The 20,981-nt window shown below is 64.0% G+C and carries 20 protein-coding genes and 1 tRNA gene; 8 read left to right on the top strand and 13 right to left on the bottom strand.

Annotation, left to right across the window (positions count from 1 at the left end; all coding sequences use genetic code 11):
* Nucleotides 1-49 precede the first annotated feature (49 nt).
* Entirely contained in the window at nt 50-1,303 is a 1,254-nt protein-coding gene (locus tag ACJ0G7_RS05475; RefSeq protein ID WP_407395368.1) for a hypothetical protein, read from the bottom strand.
* 403 nt (nt 1,304-1,706) lie between these two features.
* On the opposite strand from ACJ0G7_RS05475, the gene psaA reads away from it, so the two are divergent.
* The 4 genes from psaA (at nt 1,707) to ACJ0G7_RS05455 (ending at nt 8,181) form a co-directional block, all read left to right on the top strand.
* Nucleotides 1,707-4,010 (top strand): photosystem I core protein PsaA, encoded by a 2,304-nt coding sequence (gene psaA, locus ACJ0G7_RS05470; protein WP_043694811.1) that lies wholly within the window; start codon nt 1,707-1,709, stop codon nt 4,008-4,010.
* 21 nt (nt 4,011-4,031) lie between these two features.
* Entirely contained in the window at nt 4,032-6,245 is a 2,214-nt protein-coding gene (gene psaB / locus ACJ0G7_RS05465) for a photosystem I core protein PsaB (RefSeq protein WP_043694814.1), read from the top strand.
* 170 nt (nt 6,246-6,415) lie between these two features.
* The gene (locus tag ACJ0G7_RS05460) at nt 6,416-7,399 is read left to right on the top strand and encodes a helix-turn-helix domain-containing protein (RefSeq protein ID WP_407395367.1); all 984 of its coding nucleotides are present in this window, start codon (nt 6,416-6,418) and stop codon (nt 7,397-7,399) included.
* A gap of 26 nt (nt 7,400-7,425) precedes the next feature.
* Nucleotides 7,426-8,181, top strand: a complete 756-nt coding sequence (locus ACJ0G7_RS05455) for a DUF3598 family protein (protein ID WP_407395366.1) — start codon at nt 7,426-7,428, stop codon at nt 8,179-8,181.
* Nucleotides 8,182-8,228: 47 nt separating this feature from the next.
* Here the strand turns inward: ACJ0G7_RS05455 and ACJ0G7_RS05450 are convergent, their stop codons facing one another.
* The 4 genes from ACJ0G7_RS05450 to ACJ0G7_RS05435 form a co-directional block, all read right to left on the bottom strand.
* A complete protein-coding gene (locus tag ACJ0G7_RS05450; RefSeq protein ID WP_043694820.1) occupies nt 8,229-9,344 on the bottom strand; it encodes a hypothetical protein in 1,116 nt (371 codons plus the stop codon).
* A gap of 3 nt (nt 9,345-9,347) precedes the next feature.
* Nucleotides 9,348-12,491: an efflux RND transporter permease subunit gene (locus ACJ0G7_RS05445; protein WP_407395365.1), complete on the bottom strand. Its 3,144-nt coding sequence runs from the start codon at nt 12,489-12,491 to the stop codon at nt 9,348-9,350.
* Nucleotides 12,492-12,624: 133 nt separating this feature from the next.
* Nucleotides 12,625-13,116, bottom strand: coding sequence for a photosystem I reaction center protein subunit XI (locus ACJ0G7_RS05440; RefSeq protein ID WP_043694826.1), 492 nt, complete (start codon nt 13,114-13,116; stop codon nt 12,625-12,627).
* 43 nt (nt 13,117-13,159) lie between these two features.
* Nucleotides 13,160-13,276: a photosystem I reaction center subunit VIII gene (locus ACJ0G7_RS05435; RefSeq protein ID WP_043694829.1), complete on the bottom strand. Its 117-nt coding sequence runs from the start codon at nt 13,274-13,276 to the stop codon at nt 13,160-13,162.
* A 90-nt stretch (nt 13,277-13,366) separates the two neighbouring features.
* On the opposite strand from ACJ0G7_RS05435, the gene ACJ0G7_RS05430 reads away from it, so the two are divergent.
* Nucleotides 13,367-13,834 (top strand): HEAT repeat domain-containing protein, encoded by a 468-nt coding sequence (locus tag ACJ0G7_RS05430; protein ID WP_407395364.1) that lies wholly within the window; start codon nt 13,367-13,369, stop codon nt 13,832-13,834.
* On the opposite strand, the gene ACJ0G7_RS05425 is transcribed toward ACJ0G7_RS05430, so the two are convergent.
* Complete coding sequence (locus tag ACJ0G7_RS05425; RefSeq protein ID WP_043697295.1) at nt 13,792-14,754, bottom strand: glycosyltransferase family 2 protein; 963 nt, start codon at nt 14,752-14,754, stop codon at nt 13,792-13,794. The two genes, ACJ0G7_RS05430 and ACJ0G7_RS05425, sit on opposite strands and share 43 nt — an antisense overlap.
* Nucleotides 14,755-14,850: 96 nt before the next feature.
* On the opposite strand from ACJ0G7_RS05425, the gene ACJ0G7_RS05420 reads away from it, so the two are divergent.
* Nucleotides 14,851-15,147, top strand: coding sequence for a hypothetical protein (locus tag ACJ0G7_RS05420; RefSeq protein ID WP_043697299.1), 297 nt, complete (start codon nt 14,851-14,853; stop codon nt 15,145-15,147).
* Between the two features lie 9 nt (nt 15,148-15,156).
* Here the strand turns inward: ACJ0G7_RS05420 and ACJ0G7_RS05415 are convergent, their stop codons facing one another.
* A complete protein-coding gene (locus ACJ0G7_RS05415; protein WP_407395363.1) occupies nt 15,157-15,885 on the bottom strand; it encodes an NlpC/P60 family protein in 729 nt (242 codons plus the stop codon).
* 17 nt (nt 15,886-15,902) lie between these two features.
* On the opposite strand from ACJ0G7_RS05415, the gene ACJ0G7_RS05410 reads away from it, so the two are divergent.
* Nucleotides 15,903-16,808: a serine hydrolase gene (locus tag ACJ0G7_RS05410; protein WP_407395362.1), complete on the top strand. Its 906-nt coding sequence runs from the start codon at nt 15,903-15,905 to the stop codon at nt 16,806-16,808.
* Between the two features lie 22 nt (nt 16,809-16,830).
* On the opposite strand, the gene ACJ0G7_RS05405 is transcribed toward ACJ0G7_RS05410, so the two are convergent.
* Nucleotides 16,831-16,919 (bottom strand) — tRNA-Ser (locus tag ACJ0G7_RS05405).
* Between the two features lie 55 nt (nt 16,920-16,974).
* Nucleotides 16,975-18,102 carry an alanine racemase gene (gene alr, locus ACJ0G7_RS05400; RefSeq protein WP_043694841.1) on the bottom strand — a complete coding sequence of 376 codons (1,128 nt, stop codon included), beginning with the start codon at nt 18,100-18,102 and terminating at the stop codon, nt 16,975-16,977.
* A 72-nt stretch (nt 18,103-18,174) separates the two neighbouring features.
* Here alr and ACJ0G7_RS05395 point away from each other — a divergent pair, with 72 nt between their 5' ends.
* On the top strand, nt 18,175-18,675 hold the full coding sequence (locus ACJ0G7_RS05395; protein WP_043694844.1) for an HNH endonuclease: 501 nt from the start codon (nt 18,175-18,177) through the stop codon (nt 18,673-18,675).
* A 12-nt stretch (nt 18,676-18,687) separates the two neighbouring features.
* Here the strand turns inward: ACJ0G7_RS05395 and prfA are convergent, their stop codons facing one another.
* From prfA to rplM, 4 genes are read right to left on the bottom strand one after another with little or no spacing between them, the layout of a single operon-like run.
* A complete protein-coding gene (gene prfA / locus ACJ0G7_RS05390) occupies nt 18,688-19,785 on the bottom strand; it encodes a peptide chain release factor 1 (RefSeq protein WP_043694847.1) in 1,098 nt (365 codons plus the stop codon).
* 15 nt (nt 19,786-19,800) lie between these two features.
* Nucleotides 19,801-20,067 carry a 50S ribosomal protein L31 gene (gene rpmE / locus ACJ0G7_RS05385; protein ID WP_407395361.1) on the bottom strand — a complete coding sequence of 89 codons (267 nt, stop codon included), beginning with the start codon at nt 20,065-20,067 and terminating at the stop codon, nt 19,801-19,803.
* A gap of 29 nt (nt 20,068-20,096) precedes the next feature.
* Complete coding sequence (rpsI, locus tag ACJ0G7_RS05380; protein WP_043694854.1) at nt 20,097-20,498, bottom strand: 30S ribosomal protein S9; 402 nt, start codon at nt 20,496-20,498, stop codon at nt 20,097-20,099.
* Nucleotides 20,495-20,947 (bottom strand): 50S ribosomal protein L13, encoded by a 453-nt coding sequence (gene rplM, locus ACJ0G7_RS05375; RefSeq protein ID WP_043697302.1) that lies wholly within the window; start codon nt 20,945-20,947, stop codon nt 20,495-20,497. The genes rpsI and rplM overlap by 4 nt, the downstream gene beginning before the upstream one ends.
* Between the last annotated feature and the right edge of the window lie 34 nt (nt 20,948-20,981).

Below are 20,981 nucleotides of genomic sequence, written 5' to 3'. Positions count from 1 at the left end.
TCGTGGACGGGATCGTGGCAGTCAGTTCAGCAGGGGCGATGGGACCGGCTCAGGCCTGGCGCAGGCTGCCATCGGGGTTGAGCAGCTCTCGGGCTGATCCTCCCAGGCTGGACTTCGGTGTGAGGGTTTCATCCCCGGGCGCCGGCTCACCGCTTTCAACCATGCCGTTCTCACCGATGCCCTCTTGGACGATGGGTTCCTCAGTGATCGGTTCCTCAGTGATCGGTTCCTGAGTGCTGGGTTGCACGGCGCTGGTTTCCTCGGATGGCTGCGGTTGTTCAGCTGAAACGGGATCAGGCTCCTCGCTCACAACAGGCTCCGGTGCTGCGACCGGCTCAGGTTCGGGCTCCGGCTCCGGCTCCGGTTCCTCCTTCACAGGCAGGGGGTCTCCGCTGAGCAGGGCAAGGTCGCGCTCATTCAGATGCTCTTTCATCCAGGCCGGGCGTGGGGCCGTGGCGGGCGCAAGTCTCAGCAACCGATTGTTGAAAACAGGGTTGATCGGTTCGCCCCTGCCATCCAGCAGCTCCATCTGCAGCGTCGCCCCTTCCCGTCCGTTGCTGCCTTTCAGCCACAGAGCCTCCTGATGGTCAACGAGAAAGCTGTCTCCGTTGAGACTGATGCGAAGGCGCCAGCGTTGGTCGCCATCCCGAAGGTTCTGCAGCGGCGCGTTCCAGAGCAGCCAGTCCACCAGAATTGGTTGGTCGCTGGTCCCCGTCGCAGCTCCGATCGGCACCAGCCACGGTTCATCGGCATCCGGCTGTGTGGAGGCAAGCCGCTGCCAGAGATGCAGCCGGCTCTGGATCGTCGCTCCCGGTGAGGTCACCGCCTCACCCCATGGGTAGGCCGCCCATGCACTCAAGCGATGGCTGCCGGGGGCCAGGCTCTCGAGAGTCAGACGCACCTCGCCGTCCGGGGCTTCGCTGATCCGCACGGGCGGCTGCCCATCGATCTGGACGGCCACATGCGGCCCGAGTCCGAGATCGCCGGCATCGCGCAGCGGCCAGTCTTCGATCTCCAGCACCAGGTCAACCTGGTCAGCCCGGGTCACCGTGCTGTCATCCGGGCTGCGAAGACGCAGCTTCGGTCGATGTTGATCCAGCTGCCGGCGCAGTTGCTCGACAGCTCCCGGCGGGGCCACTTCCTGCAGCCTCGCGCCGGTGGGCCCACTCAGCCCCGATGGTTGGCCGTCGCCGCCACCAGGGTTGAACCAGCCCCCCCGAGCCTGCACCTGAACCGGCACGGCCACCAGCAGCAGCATGGACAGCAGCACCCCCAGCAACGGCTTCAGGACCGGCTTCGGCATGGCGGTAACGATGATTCACCCATTCTGGACAGCCTCATGGCGTCTTCACCAGTTTTTGTCAACCAAGTTCTGTAATCGGTCTTTTTTGTGTAGTTAATGCGTCTGAATCTTCCAGATTTCAATGATTGCGAGCGATTGGCAGACCCCTGTTCCTGACTGGTCCATGGCGGGATTGAACCTTTGTAACTCACTGTCCGGAAACGTCGTCATCAGCCCCTATGCTTCCGCCAGCGGTCCCCTTTTTGGGGCCCCAGCTTCAGTGCAGCAAAGGGGTTTCGGCTCCCAAGCGGTCTGACGCCCTGTCACGGTTTCCCTGCGGAGCTGTGCCCGGGGCCCCGACGGATTCCGGTCCGTCGCAGGGGTGGCCCTCCACCTCGATACCCGTCCCTCGAGGAACGACTCGATGACCATCAGCCCACCAGAGCGTGGGAGTGACGCGAAAAGCCAGGTCGAGAAGGTTGACAATCCAGCAACCTTTGAACTGTTCGGCAAGCCCGGACATTTCGACCGCGCTCTCGCGAAGGGTCCCAAAACCACTTCCTGGGTTTGGAACCTTCACGCCAACGCTCACGACTTCGACGCTCACACGAGTGACCTGCAAGAGGTCTCTCGGCGGATCTTCTCCGCTCACTTCGGCCATCTGGCCGTCATCTTTATCTGGTTAAGCGGTGCCTTCTTCCATGGCGCCCGTTTCTCCAACTACTCCGGCTGGCTTGCCGACCCCACCCACGTGAAGCCCAGCGCTCAGGTGGTGTGGCCGGTGTTCGGCCAGGAAATCCTCAACGGTGATGTTGGTGCCGGTTTCCACGGCATCCAGATCACCTCAGGCCTGTTCCACGTCTGGCGTGGATGGGGCATCACCAGCGAAACCCAACTCATGGCTCTGGCCATCGGTGCCCTGGTGATGGCCGGCCTGATGCTCAACGCTGGTGTTTTCCACTACCACAAGGCAGCGCCGAAACTGGAGTGGTTCCAGAACGTTGAGTCGATGCTGAACCACCACCTGGCAGGCCTGCTGGGTCTCGGTTCACTGTCCTGGGCTGGTCACCTCATTCACGTGTCCGCTCCCGTCAGCAAGTTGATGGATGCCATCGACGCCGGCCAACCGCTGGTGCTCGATGGCAAAACCATCGCCACCGTGGCGGACATCCCTCTGCCGCACGAGTTCTTCAATCAGGACCTGCTGGCACAGCTTTATCCCGGCATCGGTGCAGGGATCGGAGCCTTCTTCTCCGGTAACTGGGCTGCCTACAGCGACTTCCTCACCTTCAAAGGTGGATTGAATCCTGTCACCGGCAGTCTGTGGATGACCGACATCGCCCACCACCATGTGGCGATTGCCGTCCTGTTCATCGTTGCCGGTCACATGTACCGGACGAACTGGGGCATCGGTCATTCCATCAAGGAGATCCACGAGGGTCAGAAGGGAGATCCCCTGCTGTTCCCCGCTCCCAACGGTCACGACGGTCTCTATGAGTTCCTGACCACCTCCTGGCACGCCCAGCTGGGTGTGAACCTGGCGATGCTTGGTTCTCTGAGCATCATCGTGGCTCAGCACATGTACGCCATGCCTCCCTATGCGTACATGGCTGTCGACTACCCGACCCAGATCGGTCTGTTCACCCACCACATGTGGATCGGTGGATTCCTGATCGTCGGTGGCGCCGCTCACGCGGCCATCGCCATGGTGCGTGACTACGACCCCGCCAAGCACGTCGACAACGTTCTGGACCGGGTGCTCAAGGCTCGCGACGCGATCATCAGCCACCTGAACTGGGTGTGCATCTGGCTCGGAGCTCACAGCTTCGGCCTCTACATCCACAACGACACCATGCGTGCCCTGGGGCGTCCCCAGGACATGTTCAGTGATTCGGCGATCTCGATCCAGCCGATTTTCGCTCAGTGGATTCAGAACGCCCACGCTGCAGCAGCCGGCAGCACCGCGCCCAATGCCCTCGCCGGCGTGAGCGAAGTGTTCAACGGCTCTGTTGTGGCCGTCGGCGGCAAGGTCGCCGCGGCTCCCATGCCGCTCGGCACTGCCGACTTCATGGTGCACCACATCCACGCCTTCACGATTCACGTGACGGTGCTGATCCTGCTGAAGGGTGTGCTCTACGCCCGCAGCTCCCGCCTGATTCCAGACAAGGCCAACCTGGGCTTCCGTTTCTCCTGCGACGGCCCCGGTCGCGGTGGTACCTGTCAGGTGTCCGCCTGGGACCACGTGTTCCTGGGGCTGTTCTGGATGTACAACTCCCTGTCGATCGTGATCTTCCACTTCAGCTGGAAGATGCAGAGCGACATCTGGGGAACGGTGAATGCAGACGGTTCCGTCCAGCACATCACCAACGGCAACTTCGCCCAGAGCGCCATCACCATCAATGGCTGGCTGCGTGACTACCTGTGGGCTCAGGCCGTGCAGGTGATCAACAGCTACGGCTCTGCCACCAGTGCCTACGGAATCATGTTCCTGGGCGCCCACTTCATCTGGGCCTTCAGCCTGATGTTCCTGTTCAGCGGCCGCGGCTACTGGCAGGAGCTGATCGAGTCCATCGTCTGGGCTCACAACAAGCTGAAGGTGGCTCCCGCCATCCAGCCCCGTGCGCTGTCCATCATCCAGGGCCGTGCCGTGGGTGTCGCCCACTACCTCCTGGGCGGAATTGCGACCACGTGGGCCTTCTTCCACGCCCACATTCTTGTGGTCGGCTGACCTCACTGACCTTTCCCTCTAATGGCAACGAAATTTCCTTCGTTCAGCCAGGGTCTGGCTCAGGACCCGACAACCCGTCGTATCTGGTACGGGATCGCCACGGCTCACGACTTCGAGAGCCATGACGGAATGACCGAGGAGCGCCTCTATCAGAAGCTCTTCTCGACTCATTTCGGTCACCTCGCGATCATCGGCCTGTGGGTTTCGGGCAACCTGTTCCACATCGCCTGGCAGGGCAACTTCGAGCAGTGGGTCGCTGACCCTCTGCACGTGCGCCCCATCGCTCACGCAATCTGGGATCCCCACTTCGGTCAAGGCGCCATTGACGCCTTCACCCAGGCGGGTGCGTCCTCCCCGGTGAACATTGCCTTCTCCGGTCTGTACCACTGGTGGTACACGATCGGGATGCGCAGCAACGCCGAGCTGTACCAGGGTTCCATCTTCATGATGATCCTGTCGGCCTGGGCCCTGTTCGCCGGTTGGCTGCATCTGCAGCCCAAGTTCCGTCCCTCCCTGGCCTGGTTCAAGAACGCTGAATCGCGTCTGAACCACCACCTCGCCGTTCTGTTCGGCTTCAGCTCCATCGCCTGGACCGGTCACCTGGTTCACGTGGCGATCCCCGAAGCCCGCGGACAGCACGTCGGTTGGGACAACTTCCTCAACGTTCTGCCTCACCCCGCCGGTCTTGGACCCTTCTTCACCGGCAACTGGGGTGTGTATGCCGAGAACCCTGATTCTCTGAACCAGGCCTTCGGCAGCGCCGATGGCGCAGGCACGGCGATCCTCACCTTCCTCGGCGGTTTCCATCCCCAGAGCGAAGCTCTGTGGCTCACCGACATCGCCCATCACCATCTGGCCATCGGTTGCATCTTTGTGATCGCCGGCCACATGTACCGGACCAACTTCGGGATCGGTCACTCCATCAAGGAGATCCTCGAGACCCACAACCCGCCCAAGGGCACCCCTGGTGACCTCGGTGCTGGCCACAAAGGTCTCTACGACACCATCAACAACAGCCTGCACTTCCAGCTCGGTCTGGCTCTCGCCTCCCTCGGCGTGATCACCAGCCTGGTGGCGCAGCACATGTACTCGATGCCGTCGTACGCCTTCATCGCGAAGGACTACACGACTCAGGCAGCCCTGTACACCCACCACCAGTACATCGCCATCGCGCTGATGTGCGGTGCCTTCGCCCACGGTGCGATCTTCTTCATCCGTGACTACGACCCCGAAGCCAACAAGGACAACGTCCTGGCTCGGATGCTCGAGCACAAGGAAGCGATCATCAGCCACCTGAGCTGGGTCTCCCTGTTCCTCGGTTTCCACACCCTGGGCCTGTACGTCCACAACGACGTCTGCGTGGCCTTCGGTACGCCTGAGAAGCAGATCCTGGTGGAGCCCGTCTTCGCCCAGTTCGTCCAGGCCGCTTCCGGCAAGGCGATCTATGGCTTCGACGTGCTGCTGTCCAACGCCTCCAGTTCCGCCAGCCTGGCCTCCCAGAACATTCCGGGTGACCACTACTGGCTGGATGCGATCAATGGCAACACCGATGTGTTCCTGCCCATCGGCCCTGGTGACTTCCTCGTGCACCACGCCATCGCTCTGGGTCTGCACACCACCACCCTGATCCTTGTGAAGGGTGCGCTGGATGCCCGCGGCTCCAAGCTGATGCCCGACAAGAAGGACTTCGGTTACTCCTTCCCCTGCGACGGCCCCGGCCGTGGCGGTACCTGCGACATCTCGGCCTGGGACGCCTTCTATCTGGCTGTCTTCTGGGCGCTGAACACCGTGGGTTGGGTCACCTTCTACTGGCACTGGAAGCACCTGGCCATCTGGTCCGGCAACGTGGCTCAGTTCAACGAATCCAGCACCTATCTGATGGGCTGGTTCCGCGACTACCTCTGGCTCAACTCCTCCCAGCTGATCAACGGCTACAACCCGTTCGGCAGTAACAACCTCGCCGTCTGGGCCTGGATGTTCCTGTTCGGTCACCTGGTCTGGGCCACCGGTTTCATGTTCCTGATCTCCTGGCGGGGTTACTGGCAGGAACTGATCGAAACCATCGTCTGGGCTCACCAGCGCAGCCCCATCGCCAACATGATGGGCTGGCGCGACAAGCCTGTGGCTCTCTCGATCGTTCAGGCTCGTGTGGTCGGCCTGGCTCACTTCTCAGTGGGCTATGTCCTCACCTACGCGGCGTTCCTGATCGCGTCTACATCAGGCAAGTTCGGTTGATCCATATCAGTCCAACGGTCTGAATCACGAGTCGTTCCTCGTTTCCTGCCCTGTCCGGCGTTGTCCGGACAGGGTTTTTCATTGTTTACTGACGAGCGAGGCTTCCAATCGTCATCTTGAGGACAAGCGCGACAAAAAATAAGTACTGTTCCAGTGCGTTTGAATCCTCGATGCAGACCGTCAGCGCTGGAAAAGATCTGCATTTCTGCCTGGATAGGCAGTTCACCAGCGCAGAGCAGTGCACGGAGATCTGGAGACTTCTGGGTTGCGATTACCAGTGGCTTCAGATCTCTCCCGGACCGCTGAACGGGCGAATCCGGGTCGAGCGTCAGCAGGGCATGATCCTGGTTTCGATCCAGGCGGATCAGGCTCTGCTCGTTCAGGGAGCCCGAAACCCGGACTGGGTCCCCTTCACCATCGAGCACACGGACAACATCGCAGAGCATCGCCATTTCGGAGAAGCTCTGTCTCCAAGGACGCTGGGGGGGTTCAACACCCGACTTGATCAGACCCTGCTGCGGACATCGCCCGGGGGCAGTCAGATCGGTGCGGTGTTGTTGGATCGTCGGCGCATCGAGCAGATGGCTGCCCTCGATCCCTTCGGGCGCCTCCAGGATCACCTTGATGGCAGCAACACAGCCGTTCTGAGTGAGGCGTCCCATCAGGGGCTCAAGCAGCTGATGGAACCGCCGGCATGGCAGGGCGTCGACGCTCACGGATGCTTTCAGGCAGACCTGCTGGAAGCTCAGCTGTTCGACGCTCTCGCTTCAGAGCCGGACAGTTGTCTGCGTCCCGTCACTCAGACCCACCGCAGCGATCTGGTGCGTGAGGTCGTTGAATTCTCCTTCAGAAACAGACAGACCCCGATGACGCTCCAGGAGGTCTGCCGGGCGCTGTTCACCACGAAGACCACTCTCACGGTGAGCTGCCGGGAGATGTTCGGCTTCGGGCCGATGCTGCTGCTGAAACGCGTTCGCCTTCAGCAGGTGCACCACGTGCTGAGCAACCCCGACCTCCAGCGTCAGCTCGGTTGCCGCACGATTCATGCGGTCGCCTCCTACTTCGGCTTCTACAGCCGCAATCATTTCTCGCGTGACTACCGAGCACTGTTCGGGGAGTCTCCACGCGACACGCTGCATCACAGCGCTGCATAGGCTCTCGGCAGTTCTCTGCGGTTTCCTTGACCAGTCAGTGGGATCAACTGCTGCTCAACTGCGGACGCTGGCGTGGCAGCTTCGACACACTTGCCGACGACCTGCAGCCGATCAAGCGGCAGCCGTCGCTGCTGTTGCTGGAACCCGCTCCGGCAGGTGTGCCTCTGGAGCTGACGCTGCTCTTCTGGCCCAATGATCCGGATCCGAACAGCGACCCCCATCAGGGTGAGCCAGTGCGGACGATCCGTCAGAGCTTTCATGGCCCTGACCGTCAGCTGGTCTTCTTCCCCTCGGGAAGCTTCAGCCGCGGCTCATGGCAACTTGCTCCGATGGTCCGGGCCCATACCGAGTTCGGATTCCTGTTCCGCGACAGGCGGCACCGTCTGGTGCTGTTCTGGGATGGAACCGGCCGCTTCGAGCATCCGGTGCTCATCCGCGAGCATCGAGACGGAAGCCCTGCTGATGAGCGGCCATTGCTGACCGCGGAGTCACTGCTCGGTTCCTGGCAGGGGCAGCAGTCGGAACTGTTGAGCACAGCTGGGTTGTCAGAGCCTGAGATCAGCCCATGCCGACTGCATCTGACGGAGAGGGAACTGGAGGGTCTGCGCTGGCTGCCGGATGGTGGAGCGATCCGGGTGCCGGATCCGCTCCACCACCGGGAGAGGTTCGCGATCGAGGCCTGGTGGCTTGCGGCACCGGATCGCCTGGAACGGATGGAGCGGGTTTACGACGCGAACGGTGCCTGGCAGTGCAGCCGCTGCATGACCCTCAGACGCTCCTGAGGCACGATATGTTCACGATTTATGCACGATAAAGTGTATTTATCGTGCTAGATCAAAGCAGAGCTGAGTCGTTCCAGGGGTTCCCGCAGCAGGTGCAAAGGTCGGGGTTCCAGCCGCCGGGCCACCCTCAGCAGCAGGTGGTCAGCGATGTGATTCATGCGAACCGCCTCGGAAGGAGAGGAGGGGCTGAAGGTGCTCTGGGGCCGTTTGCGCAGCTTGTCATCGTGCACGAACACCTGCTTCCAGGGCTTTCCCCAGGCCGCTTCCGCGAACTGATTGTTGTTGCTTTTGAAATGGCGGGTCACACGACGGCTGTGATCGCTGTCGTAGCCCCAGAAGGAGGGATCCTTCCAGCCGCGGAACCGCTCTTCGCTCGGAATGATCGCGGAGGAATTCCTGATCACCCGATGGGAGATGCCGTGTTCGGCCAGGCGCAGTCCGAGAGCCCGGGCCAGCCAGGTGCCGCGGGTCCCCGGGCTGCGGTTGCGGGAATCGTCCGAGCTCATCGCCCAGGGCAGGCCTGGATCCAGCTGCAGGGCCTGAAGCAGTTGCACGAACGGATCGCGATCCGTCTGCCGGAAGGGAATGAACGTCACCTCGAGGCCGTCTCGGCGTGCCTCCAGAAGAGCGGAGAAGTAGTTCCAGAAATCGAACACGTCCTGGCGTTTCGCCCGCGGTCCGCTGAAGGTGCCGCAGGAGGGCAGGCGTCCCTCCAGCACTTCCGTGAGATAGGTCTCGAAGGTCTGGGTGTGATAGAAGCGCTTGAGGGAGTAGGCGTAGCGCGAGTTGATGTAGTCGAGCTGTGAGCGGATGAAGATGACGATGTTCAGCACGTAGCCGTGTTTGCTCGCCACCTGACGCAGCCGGGCAATCACCTTCGGGTCGCACAGTCGCGGCGAGAACTGTTCGGCACTGATCAGCACATCGTCAGATGAGTGGCTGCAGCTGCTCAGGTAAGCGTCCCAGAGCGACCAGGCGCCGTCGCTGATCGCCTTGGTCAGCGATTTGAATGTGGTGCTCTCGGAGCTGGGAAAGCGGTAGGTGATCCCCTGCGACAGCAACCGATCACGGTTGAGATCAAGGCGAGCCTGGATGTATGTCGATGCAGTCTTGTGGGTACCGGCGTGAATGATCAGCCGGCGGGGCCGTGATGGATCGGTCATGGGCTATGCCTCCGGCAGCGGCGATGCTACGGATCCTCCTTGGCCGTTCCATCGCTTCAGGATCAGGTAGACCGCCGGCACCACGAACAGAGAGAGGGCGGAGGACACCAGCAGACCGCTGAACACCACGGTGCCGATGCTGATGCGGCTGGCTGATCCCGTGCCCTGAGCCAGCAGCAGAGGCAGAAAGCCAGCCAGTGAGGTGACCGCCGTGAGCAGAATCGGCCGCATCCGATTCACGGCCGCCCCCAGGATCGCTTCCCGCAGCTCCATGCCCGAGGCCAGTCGCTGGTTGGCGAACTCCACGATCAGGATGCCGTTCTTGGCGGCAAGGCTCACCAGCACCAGCAGACCCATCTGGCCGTAGACGTCCAGAGGCAGACCCCGCAGTTTCAGACCGATCAAGGCTCCCATCAGGGCGATCGGCACCGTGAGCAGGATGATCAGCGGATCGAGAAAGCTCTCGTAGAGAGCCGCCAGCAGCAGATACACCACCGCCACCCCCAGGCTGAACAGCACCCAGGTCGAGCGGGCTGCCTTCTGCTCCTCCTGGGCCAGGCCAGTGAAGGCCAGTCCGATGTTGTTGCCCCCCACCGCATCGCCGGCGGCCTGGAGTTGCCGGATCGCCTGACCGCTGCTCACCCCAGGCGCCGGCACGGCTGTGACCGTGATGGCTCGGTTCAGGCCGTAGTGGCGGATGCCATTGGCTCCCTCCGCCCGGGTGAGGGTGGCCACGTTGTCCAGAGAGACCAGTTCCCCTCGGCGGTTGCGCACCATCAAGCCGCTGAGATCCTCGGGGCCTGTTCGGTTCTCTCCGTCCAGTTGCACATAGATGCTGCGGATGCGGCCCCCGTCGTAGGTGTCGTCGATGTAGCGGCCCCCGATGGCCGTGCCGATGTCGCGCAGTGTGGTGCTCAGATCAAGGTCGAGCCCGGCCAGTAGATCGCGATCGAGGCTGAGGCGCCAACGGGGGGAGCTGGCGTCAAAGCGGGTGCTCACCCGTTCAAAGCGGTTGCTGGCTTCGGCGGTGTTGATGAAGCGCTGAGCGACGGCTTCGAAATCCTGCAGGCTGAGCTGTCCACCGCTGCGGTCCAGCAGTTCCAGTTTCAGGCCGGATTCGCTGCTGAAGCCCCGCACGGTTGGTGGGGTTGTGACCACCACGCGGGCGTCGCCGACCTGGCTGCGGATGGCACGGGTCAGCCGTCGTTTCACAGCCTCACTGCTCTGATCGCGACCGGAGCGCTCCTCCAGCGGCTGAAGCCGCAGATAGAACGAGCCCCGGTCCTCGCCGCTCTGACCGAAGGATCGGCCGGCGTAGAAGTTGCCCGTGCGCACCAGAGGCTCTTCCGCCACCACGGCGCGGATCCGGTCCATCACCGCCACTGTGCGCTCCAGGCTCGCCCCCTCCGGCAGGCTGAAGTAACCCCGGATCTGGCTCTGGTCCTCGTCGGGAATGAAGGCGGTGGGCATCGCCGCCAGCCCGCCGCCGGTGAGCAGCAGTCCCGCCAGCAGCAGCGCTAGCACCAGCGGGGCGCGCCGCAGCCAGCGCTCCAGTGTGTTCGAGTAGCGCCCTTGCAGATCACGCATGCCCTGCCGCAGCCCTCTGCTCAGCTGACGCAGCGGACCCGGCAGCCGCCCCTCATCTGAGTCCAGCACCCGGGCGCAGGCCATCGGTGTGAACGAGAGGGCATTGAGGGTGGAGAACAGAATCGCGCCGCTGATCGCCAGGGCAATCGGTTGATACAGCCGCCCCACGGAGCCGGGGATCAGCAGCACCGGCACGAACACGGCGGCCAGCACCAGGGAGGTGGCAACAACCGCTCCGGCCAGTTCGGCCATGGCATCTTCTGCGGCGGCCCGGGGCTCATCCCCCCGTTCGATCCGACCGGCGATGTCCTCGCTCACCACGATCGCGTCATCGACGACGATGCCGGTGGCCATCACCATCCCGAACAGGATCAGGCTGTTGAGGTTGGACCCGCTCAGCTTCACCAGCACCAGGCTGCCCACCAGGGCCACCGGGACGGCGAGACCAGGGATCAGAGCCAGGCGCCAGCGTCCCAGAAACAGCACCAGCACCACCAGCACCAGCACGACGGCATCACGCAGGGTGGCGATGGTGCGGTCGAGATTGGCCTGGACGTTGTCGGCCACATCCACGATCATCGACAGTTCGATGCCCGGAGGGAAGCTGGGTTCCAGCCGCTTCAGTTCGGCCTTGACGGCCCGGCTCACGTCGAGGGCGTTGGCGCCATCCCGCTGGTACAGGCCCACGGCCACGGAGCGTTCCCCGTCGAGATTCATCGCCTGGTTGCCGTAGCTGCGTTGTCCCAGCTCGACGCGACCCACATCCTTGAGCCGCAGCAAACCGCCGTTGTCGAGGCGGCGCAGGATCAGGTTCTCGAAATCCTCCTGACTGAGCAGCCGTCCCTCCGCATCCACCGGCAGGCTGATCAGCTGACCATCCGGAGCCGGTGAGGCGCCGAGGCTGCCGATGGCTGCCAGCACGTTCTGGTCGGCCAGGGCGCGGCTGACGTCGGTGATGGTGAGGTTGGCCTGTTCCAGTCGATCCGGATCGAGCCAGAGGCGGAAGGAAAGCTCACTGCTGCCGAACACCAGCACATCACCAACCCCAGGTGTGGTCAGCAGCGACTCGCGCAGGGATTGATCCAGCCAGCCCGCCAGAAAGGTGGGAACGTACTGCTCGGGTGGATGGCTGAAGCCGAGGATCATCAGCAGGTCATCCGAGGAACGGCGCACCCTCAGGCCCTGACGGCTCACCGCCTGAGGCAGGCGGCGGGTGGCGAGGTTCACCTCGTTCTGCACCTTGATGGCATTCAGCTCGGGAGCGCCTTCGCTGAAGCGCAGGCTGATGCTGGCGCCTCCCTGGCGGCTGTTGGAGCTGATGCTCTCCAGCCCCTCCAACCCTTTGAGCTGTTGTTCCAGCACGGCGGTGACGCTTTGCTCCACCACCTCCGGCGAGGCGGCCGGAAAGGTGGCTCCAACGCTGACCCGGGTCGGTGCCAACTGCGGCAGATCCTCGAGTCCGAGTCCGGTGAGGGCCACCAGGCCCGCCAGCAGGATCAGCAGGCTGCAGACAATCGTGAAGACCGGTCGGCGCAGAAACGGCTGGGAGAGCGACCGCACCGGGACGACTCGGACTGGCCTGAATCCTGACAGTCAAAAACCCCTGGCTGTTCCGGGAAGGGACAGCCGGGGGTCAGCGTTTCGATTGGTCAGGAGCGGTCCTGGAGACCGTGCTCAGACGAGCTAGGGCTGATCAGCCCACACTCCAGACGCCGGCAGCGATCTTGAACAGATCCTGCACGTGCACGGTGCTGCAGAGATACCAGGCGAACACGGCGCCGCCACAGCCGCCCAGCCAGAAGCCGCTGGTGAAATCAGCCCAGCCGGTGCGGGTGAACAGATCGGAAGGGGGATTTTCGACGGTGGCGTCTGCAGGGGGGATGTTCGGCTGTTTGCCGGGCTGGTTGTAGAGCAGGAACAGCAGGGTGAGGATGTGCACCGCACCGATCGTCGCCAGCAGGCCGGCGGTCTGCTGATACTCGGTGTTGCGCAGCGGGCCGAGGATGGTGAAGGGTCCGTACAGCAGGTAGCCGAAGGCGGCTCCGGTTTCCAGACCGCGGAAGTTGGGCGAGATGCCGGAGCGGTAGAAGGGCAGGTTGCTGATCAGGCCCTTGATGAAATAGCCGCTGTTCACCGGGGTGGCCAGGTTGCCGACGCAGGGATCAGAGACGGGGGTGACGGTCATGGGGTGGGTGCGCTGATGGTGGGTGGAGATCCGCAGCCTGCGGTCATTCGGCAGCGGTGATGACGCGACCGACGAGGACAATGAACACGGCGGGGAAAACGATTCCCGTGATCGGCACAAAAATCGCAGGCAGCCAGGCGGCAGCGAACTCTCCAGTCATGTCAGGCCCAAAAGCTTCGCCGCTACTGTAGGGATCACCGATCTGGCGGCCTCTTCAGGTCCTCGACGGCGACATAAAAGTTCAATCCAGATGCAGACCTTCCTCGCGAGCGTGTCGGCAGTCGTTCTTGTCGGTGCCCTGTGGCTGCTGCGCCGGCCGATCAAACCGATGCTGAGCAGCACTGACGCCGGAGAGGTGGCTCGTCTCAACAGAGCCCAGCTGTCTCTGGTGCTCGAGCCGGAGGCCGATGCCTCCGAGGCTCCGGATCAGGATGCGCCGCTCTGGCAGCCGCCGACGGATGCCCGTGAGAGCCGGCTCCTGCTGATCTGTCTGCGCGCGGCCATGGCGGAAGGCCCTGAACAGCGCCTCGAGGCGGTCACCATCGCCGGGCTGTGGGGGCATCGCAGTGTGCTGCCGCTGCTTCGCCGGGCCTTGCACGACAGCGATTCACGGGTGGTGACGGCGGCGGCCGCCGCCATTGCCCCGCTGCGGGGGGCGTCGCAACCCGGACCGGTTCAGGCTTCGCGGCCACCCCGCAACGTCGCTCGGATGCGGTAGATGGGCCGCCCCTGGCTTTCGTGATAGGTGCGGATCAGCAGCTCCCCCAGCAGCCCGAAGCAGAACAGCTGGATCCCCGCCAGGCCGAGCACCACCGCCAGGGTCAGCAGCGGTCTGTTGGCGATGTCCTGCCCCATCAGCTTCACAACGAGCAGATAAGTGCTGGCGATCAGGCTGCCGACGATCGCCATCAGCCCCCCGAAGCCGAACACGTACATCGGTCGGGTGAGGAACCGCTTCATGAACCACACCGTGAGCAGATCCATCAGCACGCGGAAGGTTCGATCGATCCCGTACTTGCTGGCGCCGAACTGCCGGGAACGGTGGTTCACCTTCACCTCCGTGATCCGAGCGCCTTCGATGAAGGCCAGGGCGGGGAGAAACCTGTGCAGTTCGCCGTAGAGGCGCATGTCGGCGAGCACCTCCCTCCGGTAGGCCTTGAGGGAGCAGCCGTAGTCGTGCAGCCGAACACCGGTGACCCGCCCGATCAGGCGGTTGGCGATCCGGGAGGGGAGTTTCCGCTGGATGGCGGCGTCCTGGCGCTGATGACGCCAGCCGCTCACCAGGTCGTAGCCCTCCCTGAGCGTTGCCAGCAGCATCGGGATGTCGGCGGGATCGTTCTGGAGGTCTCCATCCAGGCTCACGATCACCTCGCCGACAGCGGCATCGAAGCCAGCGGCCATGGCAGCGGTCTGGCCGTAGTTCTTGCGCAGCAGCACCGCGACCAGTTCCGGCACCTCAGCGCTGAGGCGTTGCAGCACGGTGGCTGTGCCGTCACTGGAGCCATCGTTCACCAGCACCAGCTCGAAGCGTTCACCGCTCGGTCGCAGGGCGTCCAGCAACTGCTGCACCAGATGCGGAAGGCTTTCCTCCTCGTTGTACAGAGGCACCACCACCGAAAGATCCATGGAGGTGGCCATCGATGCCGCGGTGTTCATGGCGGGAAACTTAATCGGGCCTGATCAGAAGGCTGTCCCGTGCTTGGTTATGGAGGCATCACCTCCTCTGATCCGACCATGGCCCTGCTCTGGGAGAACCTCGTTCGCCAGCTGGATTCCGTCCGCGCTTCCGGGCAGACCCCGGCTGCGGTGGGCGCTGTCAGCTCAGACAGCCGTGAACAGCGTCTGCAGAAGGCCCTGGAGGCGATCAAGGATTCCGGCAACGCCATGATGATCGAGTCGCTGAAGGCTGCCCTGGAGGGGCGACCGGCGAATCTCGAGTTGCCGGAGCTGCCCATCCCCGGGCAGAACGGCATGAGCGGCCCGGAGGTGTACCTGTCTCAGATCTCCGATCGGTTCAAGCCGGACCGCTGAGGTCGCGCTTCAGGCCAGATGACGGCCGTCGTGGCAGCGCACGACCCGCCCGGCCCCGCGCAGTTGCGCGCGGTAGTGGCAGGCCACCGGGTGCCGGTCGGCGCTGAACAGGCTGTCCACGCCGATGCCGTTGCGGCCATGGTCCTGTCCCGAGCTGTGGCGATAGCGGCCACCGCCGAGGTGCAGGCCGACATGGGTGCAGCGCCGCGGGGATCCGAAGAAGATCAGATCTCCCGGTCTCAGCAGGCCCACCGCATCCGGCGCCACCGCCACCGGCTGGCAGTGCCGTTCCTGCTGGTAAGCGTCCCTCGGAATCCAGATGCCCTGGCTGGCAAAGGCCATCTGCATCAGTCCGGAGCAGTCCATATCCGGCTCCGTTGTGCCGCCCCAGAGATACGTGTTGGCCTGCTGTTCAGCCCGTTCCGTCCAGGACAGCACCGCTGGTAGTCGAGAGGCGATCTGAACCTCCGGCAGCAGGGCCGGCCGCCAGGGGCTCCGCTGTTCGGCTCGGCCAAGCACGGCTTCCAGTTCAAACCAGCAGCGGTAGCCGTCCTCAAGCAACTGAATCCACAGACGCGATCCACGCCGCTCCAGGATCCGGAAGCTGCGCCCGTTCGAGGCCTGGGTCACGAGGGCCTTGCCCACGGCCCGTTTGTAGCCGTTCGCGTTGGTCCGCAGCCTCCAGCAGCTTCCTGTGAGCGCGAGCTCCGGTGCCAGCAGGGTGCTTAGGGTCGCCATGGCCCGATGCCGTTGCCATGGCGTTCTACCGTCCCGACACCGCGATGACCTCCAGGCTGGAGAGCGTGTTGGACGACCTGGCGGCGGATGGCCGGCCGGGGCTGCGGAACAGTCTGGCCATCACCTGGATCCGGTACGAGGACGACTCACCGCAGGCCGGTGCCGGAGTCGGTGCTGGCTGGAGCGAGGAGCGGCCCCTCTATCCGGCCAGCGTGGTGAAACTGTTCTATGCGGTCGCCGCGGAGCGCTGGCTGCAGCGGGATCTGATCCCCGAAGCCGAGGAGCTGCGACGGGCCCTCCGCGACATGGTCGCCGACTCCAGCAATGACGCCACCGGTCTTGTGCTGGACCTTCTCACCGGCACGACCAGCGGTCCTGAACTTCAAGGGGATCGCTGGCAGCAGTGGCAGCGTCAGCGCAGGCTGGTGAATGACTGGCTCGCCGAACTCGCGTGGCCCGAACTCGAGCCGGTGAACTGCTGCCAGAAGACCTGGGGAGATGGCCCCTACGGCCGTGAGAAGCAGTTCTACGGGGCTGACAACAGCAATCGCAATGCGCTGACAACCGCTGCCACGGCCCGCATGCTGGAGGCGGTCATGACCGGTGGGGTGGTCTCACCGCCAGCCTGCCGACGGTTGCGAGACCTGCTCGATCGTTCTCTGGACCCAGATCTGCGCCGCGCGGACCCGGAGAACCAGGTGGACGGTTTCCTGGGCGAGGGTCTGCCCCTGGGCACGCGGCTGTGGAGCAAGGCCGGCTGGATGAGCCAGGCCCGCCATGACGCAGCCTGGTGGCAGCTTCCGGATCAGCCCCCGACGATGCTGGTGGTGTTCAGCACCGGGCCCGATCGCGCCAGGGATGAGCGCCTGCTGCCTGAGCTGGCGAAGGCTCTGAACGGATTCAGCTCTCCAGAGGAGAACTGAATCGTCGGCGCAGGGCCGGAAACGGAGAGGGAGGGATTCGAACCCTCGACAGGAGTTGCCTCCTGTAACTCCTTAGCAGGGAGCCGCTTTCAACCACTCAGCCACCTCTCCAGTGGCAACAACAGACTACCAACAGGCTGCCCAAAGCCAACCGCCTGCTTCGGTTTCACACCTCCAGACGCGGCAGCCGCTGCTTGAAGCCGCAGAGGATCTCCCAGGGAATCGAGTCGCAGCGCTCACTCCAGTGGCGCGGACTGATCTCGGCATGTCCGTCGCAACCGAGCAGGGTGACGATGGAACCGCGTTCCAGATCCGGAACCGATGTGGCATCCAGCATCAGCTGGTCCATCGTGATCGCCCCCACCTGCGGCAGCACTCGGCCGCGGTGCAGGGCGTGGATCCTGCCGCTCAGGGATCGCACCACGCCGTCGGCGTAGCCGATGCTCACCACCGCCAGACGGCAGGGGCGATCGCTCACGAACCGTTGCCCGTAGCTGACACCCACGCCGGCAGGGACCTGGCGGATCAGCGTGACGCGGGCCCGCACGCTGAGGGCGGGCTGCAGGGGCAGCAGGTGATCGAGATGCTCGGCGGGCGCATGGCCGTAGAGGGCCAGACCCACCCGCACAAGGTCATGGTGCAGGGCCGGATCCCGCATGGTGCCGGCGGAATTGGCCAGGTGGCGGCAGAGGAAACGGCCGTGATCCGGCAGCTGATCGAGAACGTTCTGAAAGCGGCTCTGCTGCAGGGAGGTGACGGTCTCGTCGCGCTCATCAGCGCAGGCCAGGTGGCTGTAGAGGCCGCAGAGCTCCAGCTCAGGCAGGTTCTGGATGGCTTCGGCGATGGCGGGGCCCTCCCTCCAGTCGCAGCCGAGACGGGTCATGCCCGTGTCCAGTTTCAGCTGCACCTGGAAGCGGCGGCCGCTGCCGTCAGCCAAGGCTGCACAGAGACGCGCCTCCTGCAGGCTGCTCAGTGTCGGCATCAGTTGCCAGTGCAGGCAGCAGCGCAGATCTTCCGCCTCGATGAGATTGCCCAGCAGCAGCACCGGGGCATCGATGCCCGCCCGTCGCAGGGTGATCCCCTCCTCCAGGGTGGCGACGCCGAGGCTTGTCGCTCCGCCGCGCAGGGCAGCTCGCGCCACGGTTTCGGCCCCGTGACCGTATCCGTCCGCTTTCACCACCGCCATCAGCGAGGCCCCGCCGGTCAGATGAGCGAGCAATGCCCTCGCATTGGCCTCGATGGCGGAGGGTGACACCTCCACCCAGGCGCGCTGTCGGGGGCTCGGCTCCGGCATGGTTTGCGTGCTCAGGGTTACCGAAAGGGCCTTGGTGGGATCGTTAGCATGGCGAGTAATCTGGGAGCTGGCATGGGCCAGGTTCTCGTTCTGAACGCGTCCTACGAGCCGCTGAACATCACAACCTGGCGTCGGGCCATGGTGATGATGCTCAAAGGCAAGGCCGAGAGCCTCGAGCAGGATGTCACCCGCCAGATCCGTCAGGGCACCCATCTGCCCACCGTGATCCGACTCCGTCAGTACGTGCGAGTGCCGTTCCGACAGTTGCCGTTGACGCGTCGGAACGTGTTTCACCGCGACGGTCATACCTGTCAGTACTGCGGTGCCCGCGGCGAGCAGCTGTCGATCGACCATGTTGTGCCCCGCAGCCGTGGTGGCGGGGACACCTGGGAGAACGTCACCACCGCCTGTCTCAGCTGCAATGTTCGAAAGGGAAGCCGCACGCCCAAGGAGGCGGACATGCCCCTGTCACGGGTTCCGCGGCGCCCGCTCAGCAGCCTCAGCTTCGAAGCCAGCCGGCAGATCCACTCCGGACATCACAGTGAGTGGGCCAAGTACGTGATCGGCGCCTGAGCGTCTGCTCGCTCAGATGTCGTCCTGATCGCTGAGAGCTTCGAGCTTCTGACGCTGCTCCTCGGCGATGCAGGCACCGATCAGATCCTCCAGCTGTCCTTCGAGCACCGGCTCGAGGGAGAAATTACGGCCCAGCCGGTGATCCGTGGTGCGGTTGTCCTTGTAGTTGTACGTGCGGATCTTCTCGCTTCGATCGCCGCTGCCCACCTGGGCCCGTCGGTCGCTGCTCTCCTTCGCGGCCGCTGCCTCCAGTTCCCGTTCGAGCAATTTGGCGCGCAGGATGTCCAGAGCGCGTTCGCGGTTCTGCAGCTGGGAGCGTTCCTGGGTGCAGAAGACCCGAATGCCCGAGGGCTTGTGCAGAAGGTCCACAGCGGTCTCCACCTTGTTCACGTTCTGTCCGCCGGCACCACCGGATCGGGCGGTGCTGATCTCCAGATCCTTCGGGTCGAGCTGCACTTCGACGGCATCTGCCTCCGGCATCACCGCCACCGTGGCGGTGGAGGTGTGCACACGGCCCTGGGATTCGGTGGCGGGCACCCGCTGCACCCGATGAACGCCGGCTTCAAATTTCAGCTGGCTGTAAACGCTGTCCCCCTTCACCGAGAGGATCAGCTCCCGGAAGCCCCCAAGATCGGCTTCTGTTGAACTCACCGCCTGCACGGCCCAGCCGAGCTTCTGGCCGTAGCGCTCATACATCCGGGCCAGATCCCCGGCCCAGAGACAGGCTTCATCGCCACCGGCTCCGGCGCGGATCTCCAGCATCACGCTGCGCTCATCCCGAGGATCCCGGGGCAACAGGGCCAGTGTCAGGCGCTCGAGCAGGGTCCCGCGATGCTCGGCCAGGGCGTCGAGCTCCTCCTGAGCCAGGGACTCCATGGCCGCATCCCCACGGCTGTCCCTGAGCAGCTGACGGGCATCGCCCTGCTCTTTCTCCAGCTGCTTCAACGCCGCGAAATCGAGCACGAGTGGCTCGAGCCGGGACCGCTCCCGCGCGATCGTCTCGAGCCGCTTCGGATCAGCAGCGACATCCGGGTCGGCCAGCTGGCGCTCGAGGCTCTGAAAGCTGGCCGTGGCTGTTTCCAGCCTGGTGATCAGGGTCGAGGCGTCCATGCCCCGCGCTCAGCCTCAGGAGCTGGCTTCCGCCTTGGCTTCGGCGGCCTGGGCCTTGTCGCCCCCAGCTTTCTTGCTGCCCATGCCGTACTTGCGCATGAAACGGTCCACCCGGCCTTCGGTGTCGAGAATCTTCTGGGTGCCGGTGAAGAAGGGGTGATTGCCGCTCCACACATCAACGTGGATCTCCGGCTGGGTGGAGCCGGTGGTCATCACCACCTCTCCGTTGCAGATCACCTTGGCATCGGGATACCAGGTGGGATGAATGTCGGGCTTGGGCATGGGTCGGGAGCTGGCAGGAGCTGGAGTGATCAGCGTTTGGAGAACTGGGGTGCCTTACGGGCTTTCTTCAAACCGTACTTGCGGCGTTCCTTGGCGCGCGGGTCGCGGCTCAGGTGACCTTCGGTCTTCAGCGGCTTGCGGTTGTCGGCCGAGAGTTCGCAAAGGGCACGGGCGGCCCCCTGCTTGATGGCACCGGCCTGGCCGGTGAGACCACCGCCGCGGACGTTCACCAGAACGTCGTACTCGCTGCCCAGCCCCAGTGTTTCAAGAGGGGCCTTCACCGCGGAGATGTAGGCGGGGTTGTAGTTCAGGTAATTGTCACCAGGACGGCCGTTGATGGTGATCGTGCCGTTGCCGGGCACCAGGCGCACCCGGGCGACGGAGGTCTTGCGGCGGCCTGTGCCCCAGTAGACGACGGTGTTGCTGCTCATTTGGCGGAAGCGGAGGGGTTGAGCTGGAGGGGCTGGGGCTGCTGGGCGGCGTGCGGGTGATCACTGCCTTTGTAGACCTTCAGCTTGCGGAACATCTGCCGGCCGAGAGCATTGTGGGGAAGCATGCCTTTGATGGCCTTCTCGACGATGCGCTCAGGGATGCGTTCCTGCAGGGCCTGGAAGGTTTCCACCTTCATGCCGCCCGGACGTCCCGAGTGGCGGCGGTACAGCTTCTGCTGCGGCTTCCGGCCGCTCACCTGAATTTTCTCGGCGTTCACAACGATCACGAAATCACCGGTGTCCAGGTGAGGCGTGAAGCTGGGATTGTTCTTGCCGCGGAGCACGGCGGCCACCTCGGTGGCGAGGCGACCGAGGGTCTGATTCTCAGCGTCCACCACGTACCACTGGCGGTCGATCGAATCAATCGGAGGAAGGGAGGTCTTGTTCATCACGCCGGCATGCCGGTTCGGAGGTTCTCCGCTG

It is taken from the genome of Parasynechococcus sp., from assembly GCF_045559935.1.
Classification (GTDB): Bacteria; Cyanobacteriota; Cyanobacteriia; order PCC-6307; family Cyanobiaceae; genus Parasynechococcus.
Note: the sequence above shows the minus strand (reverse complement) of the source record. Positions and strands in the feature narration are given on the sequence as shown.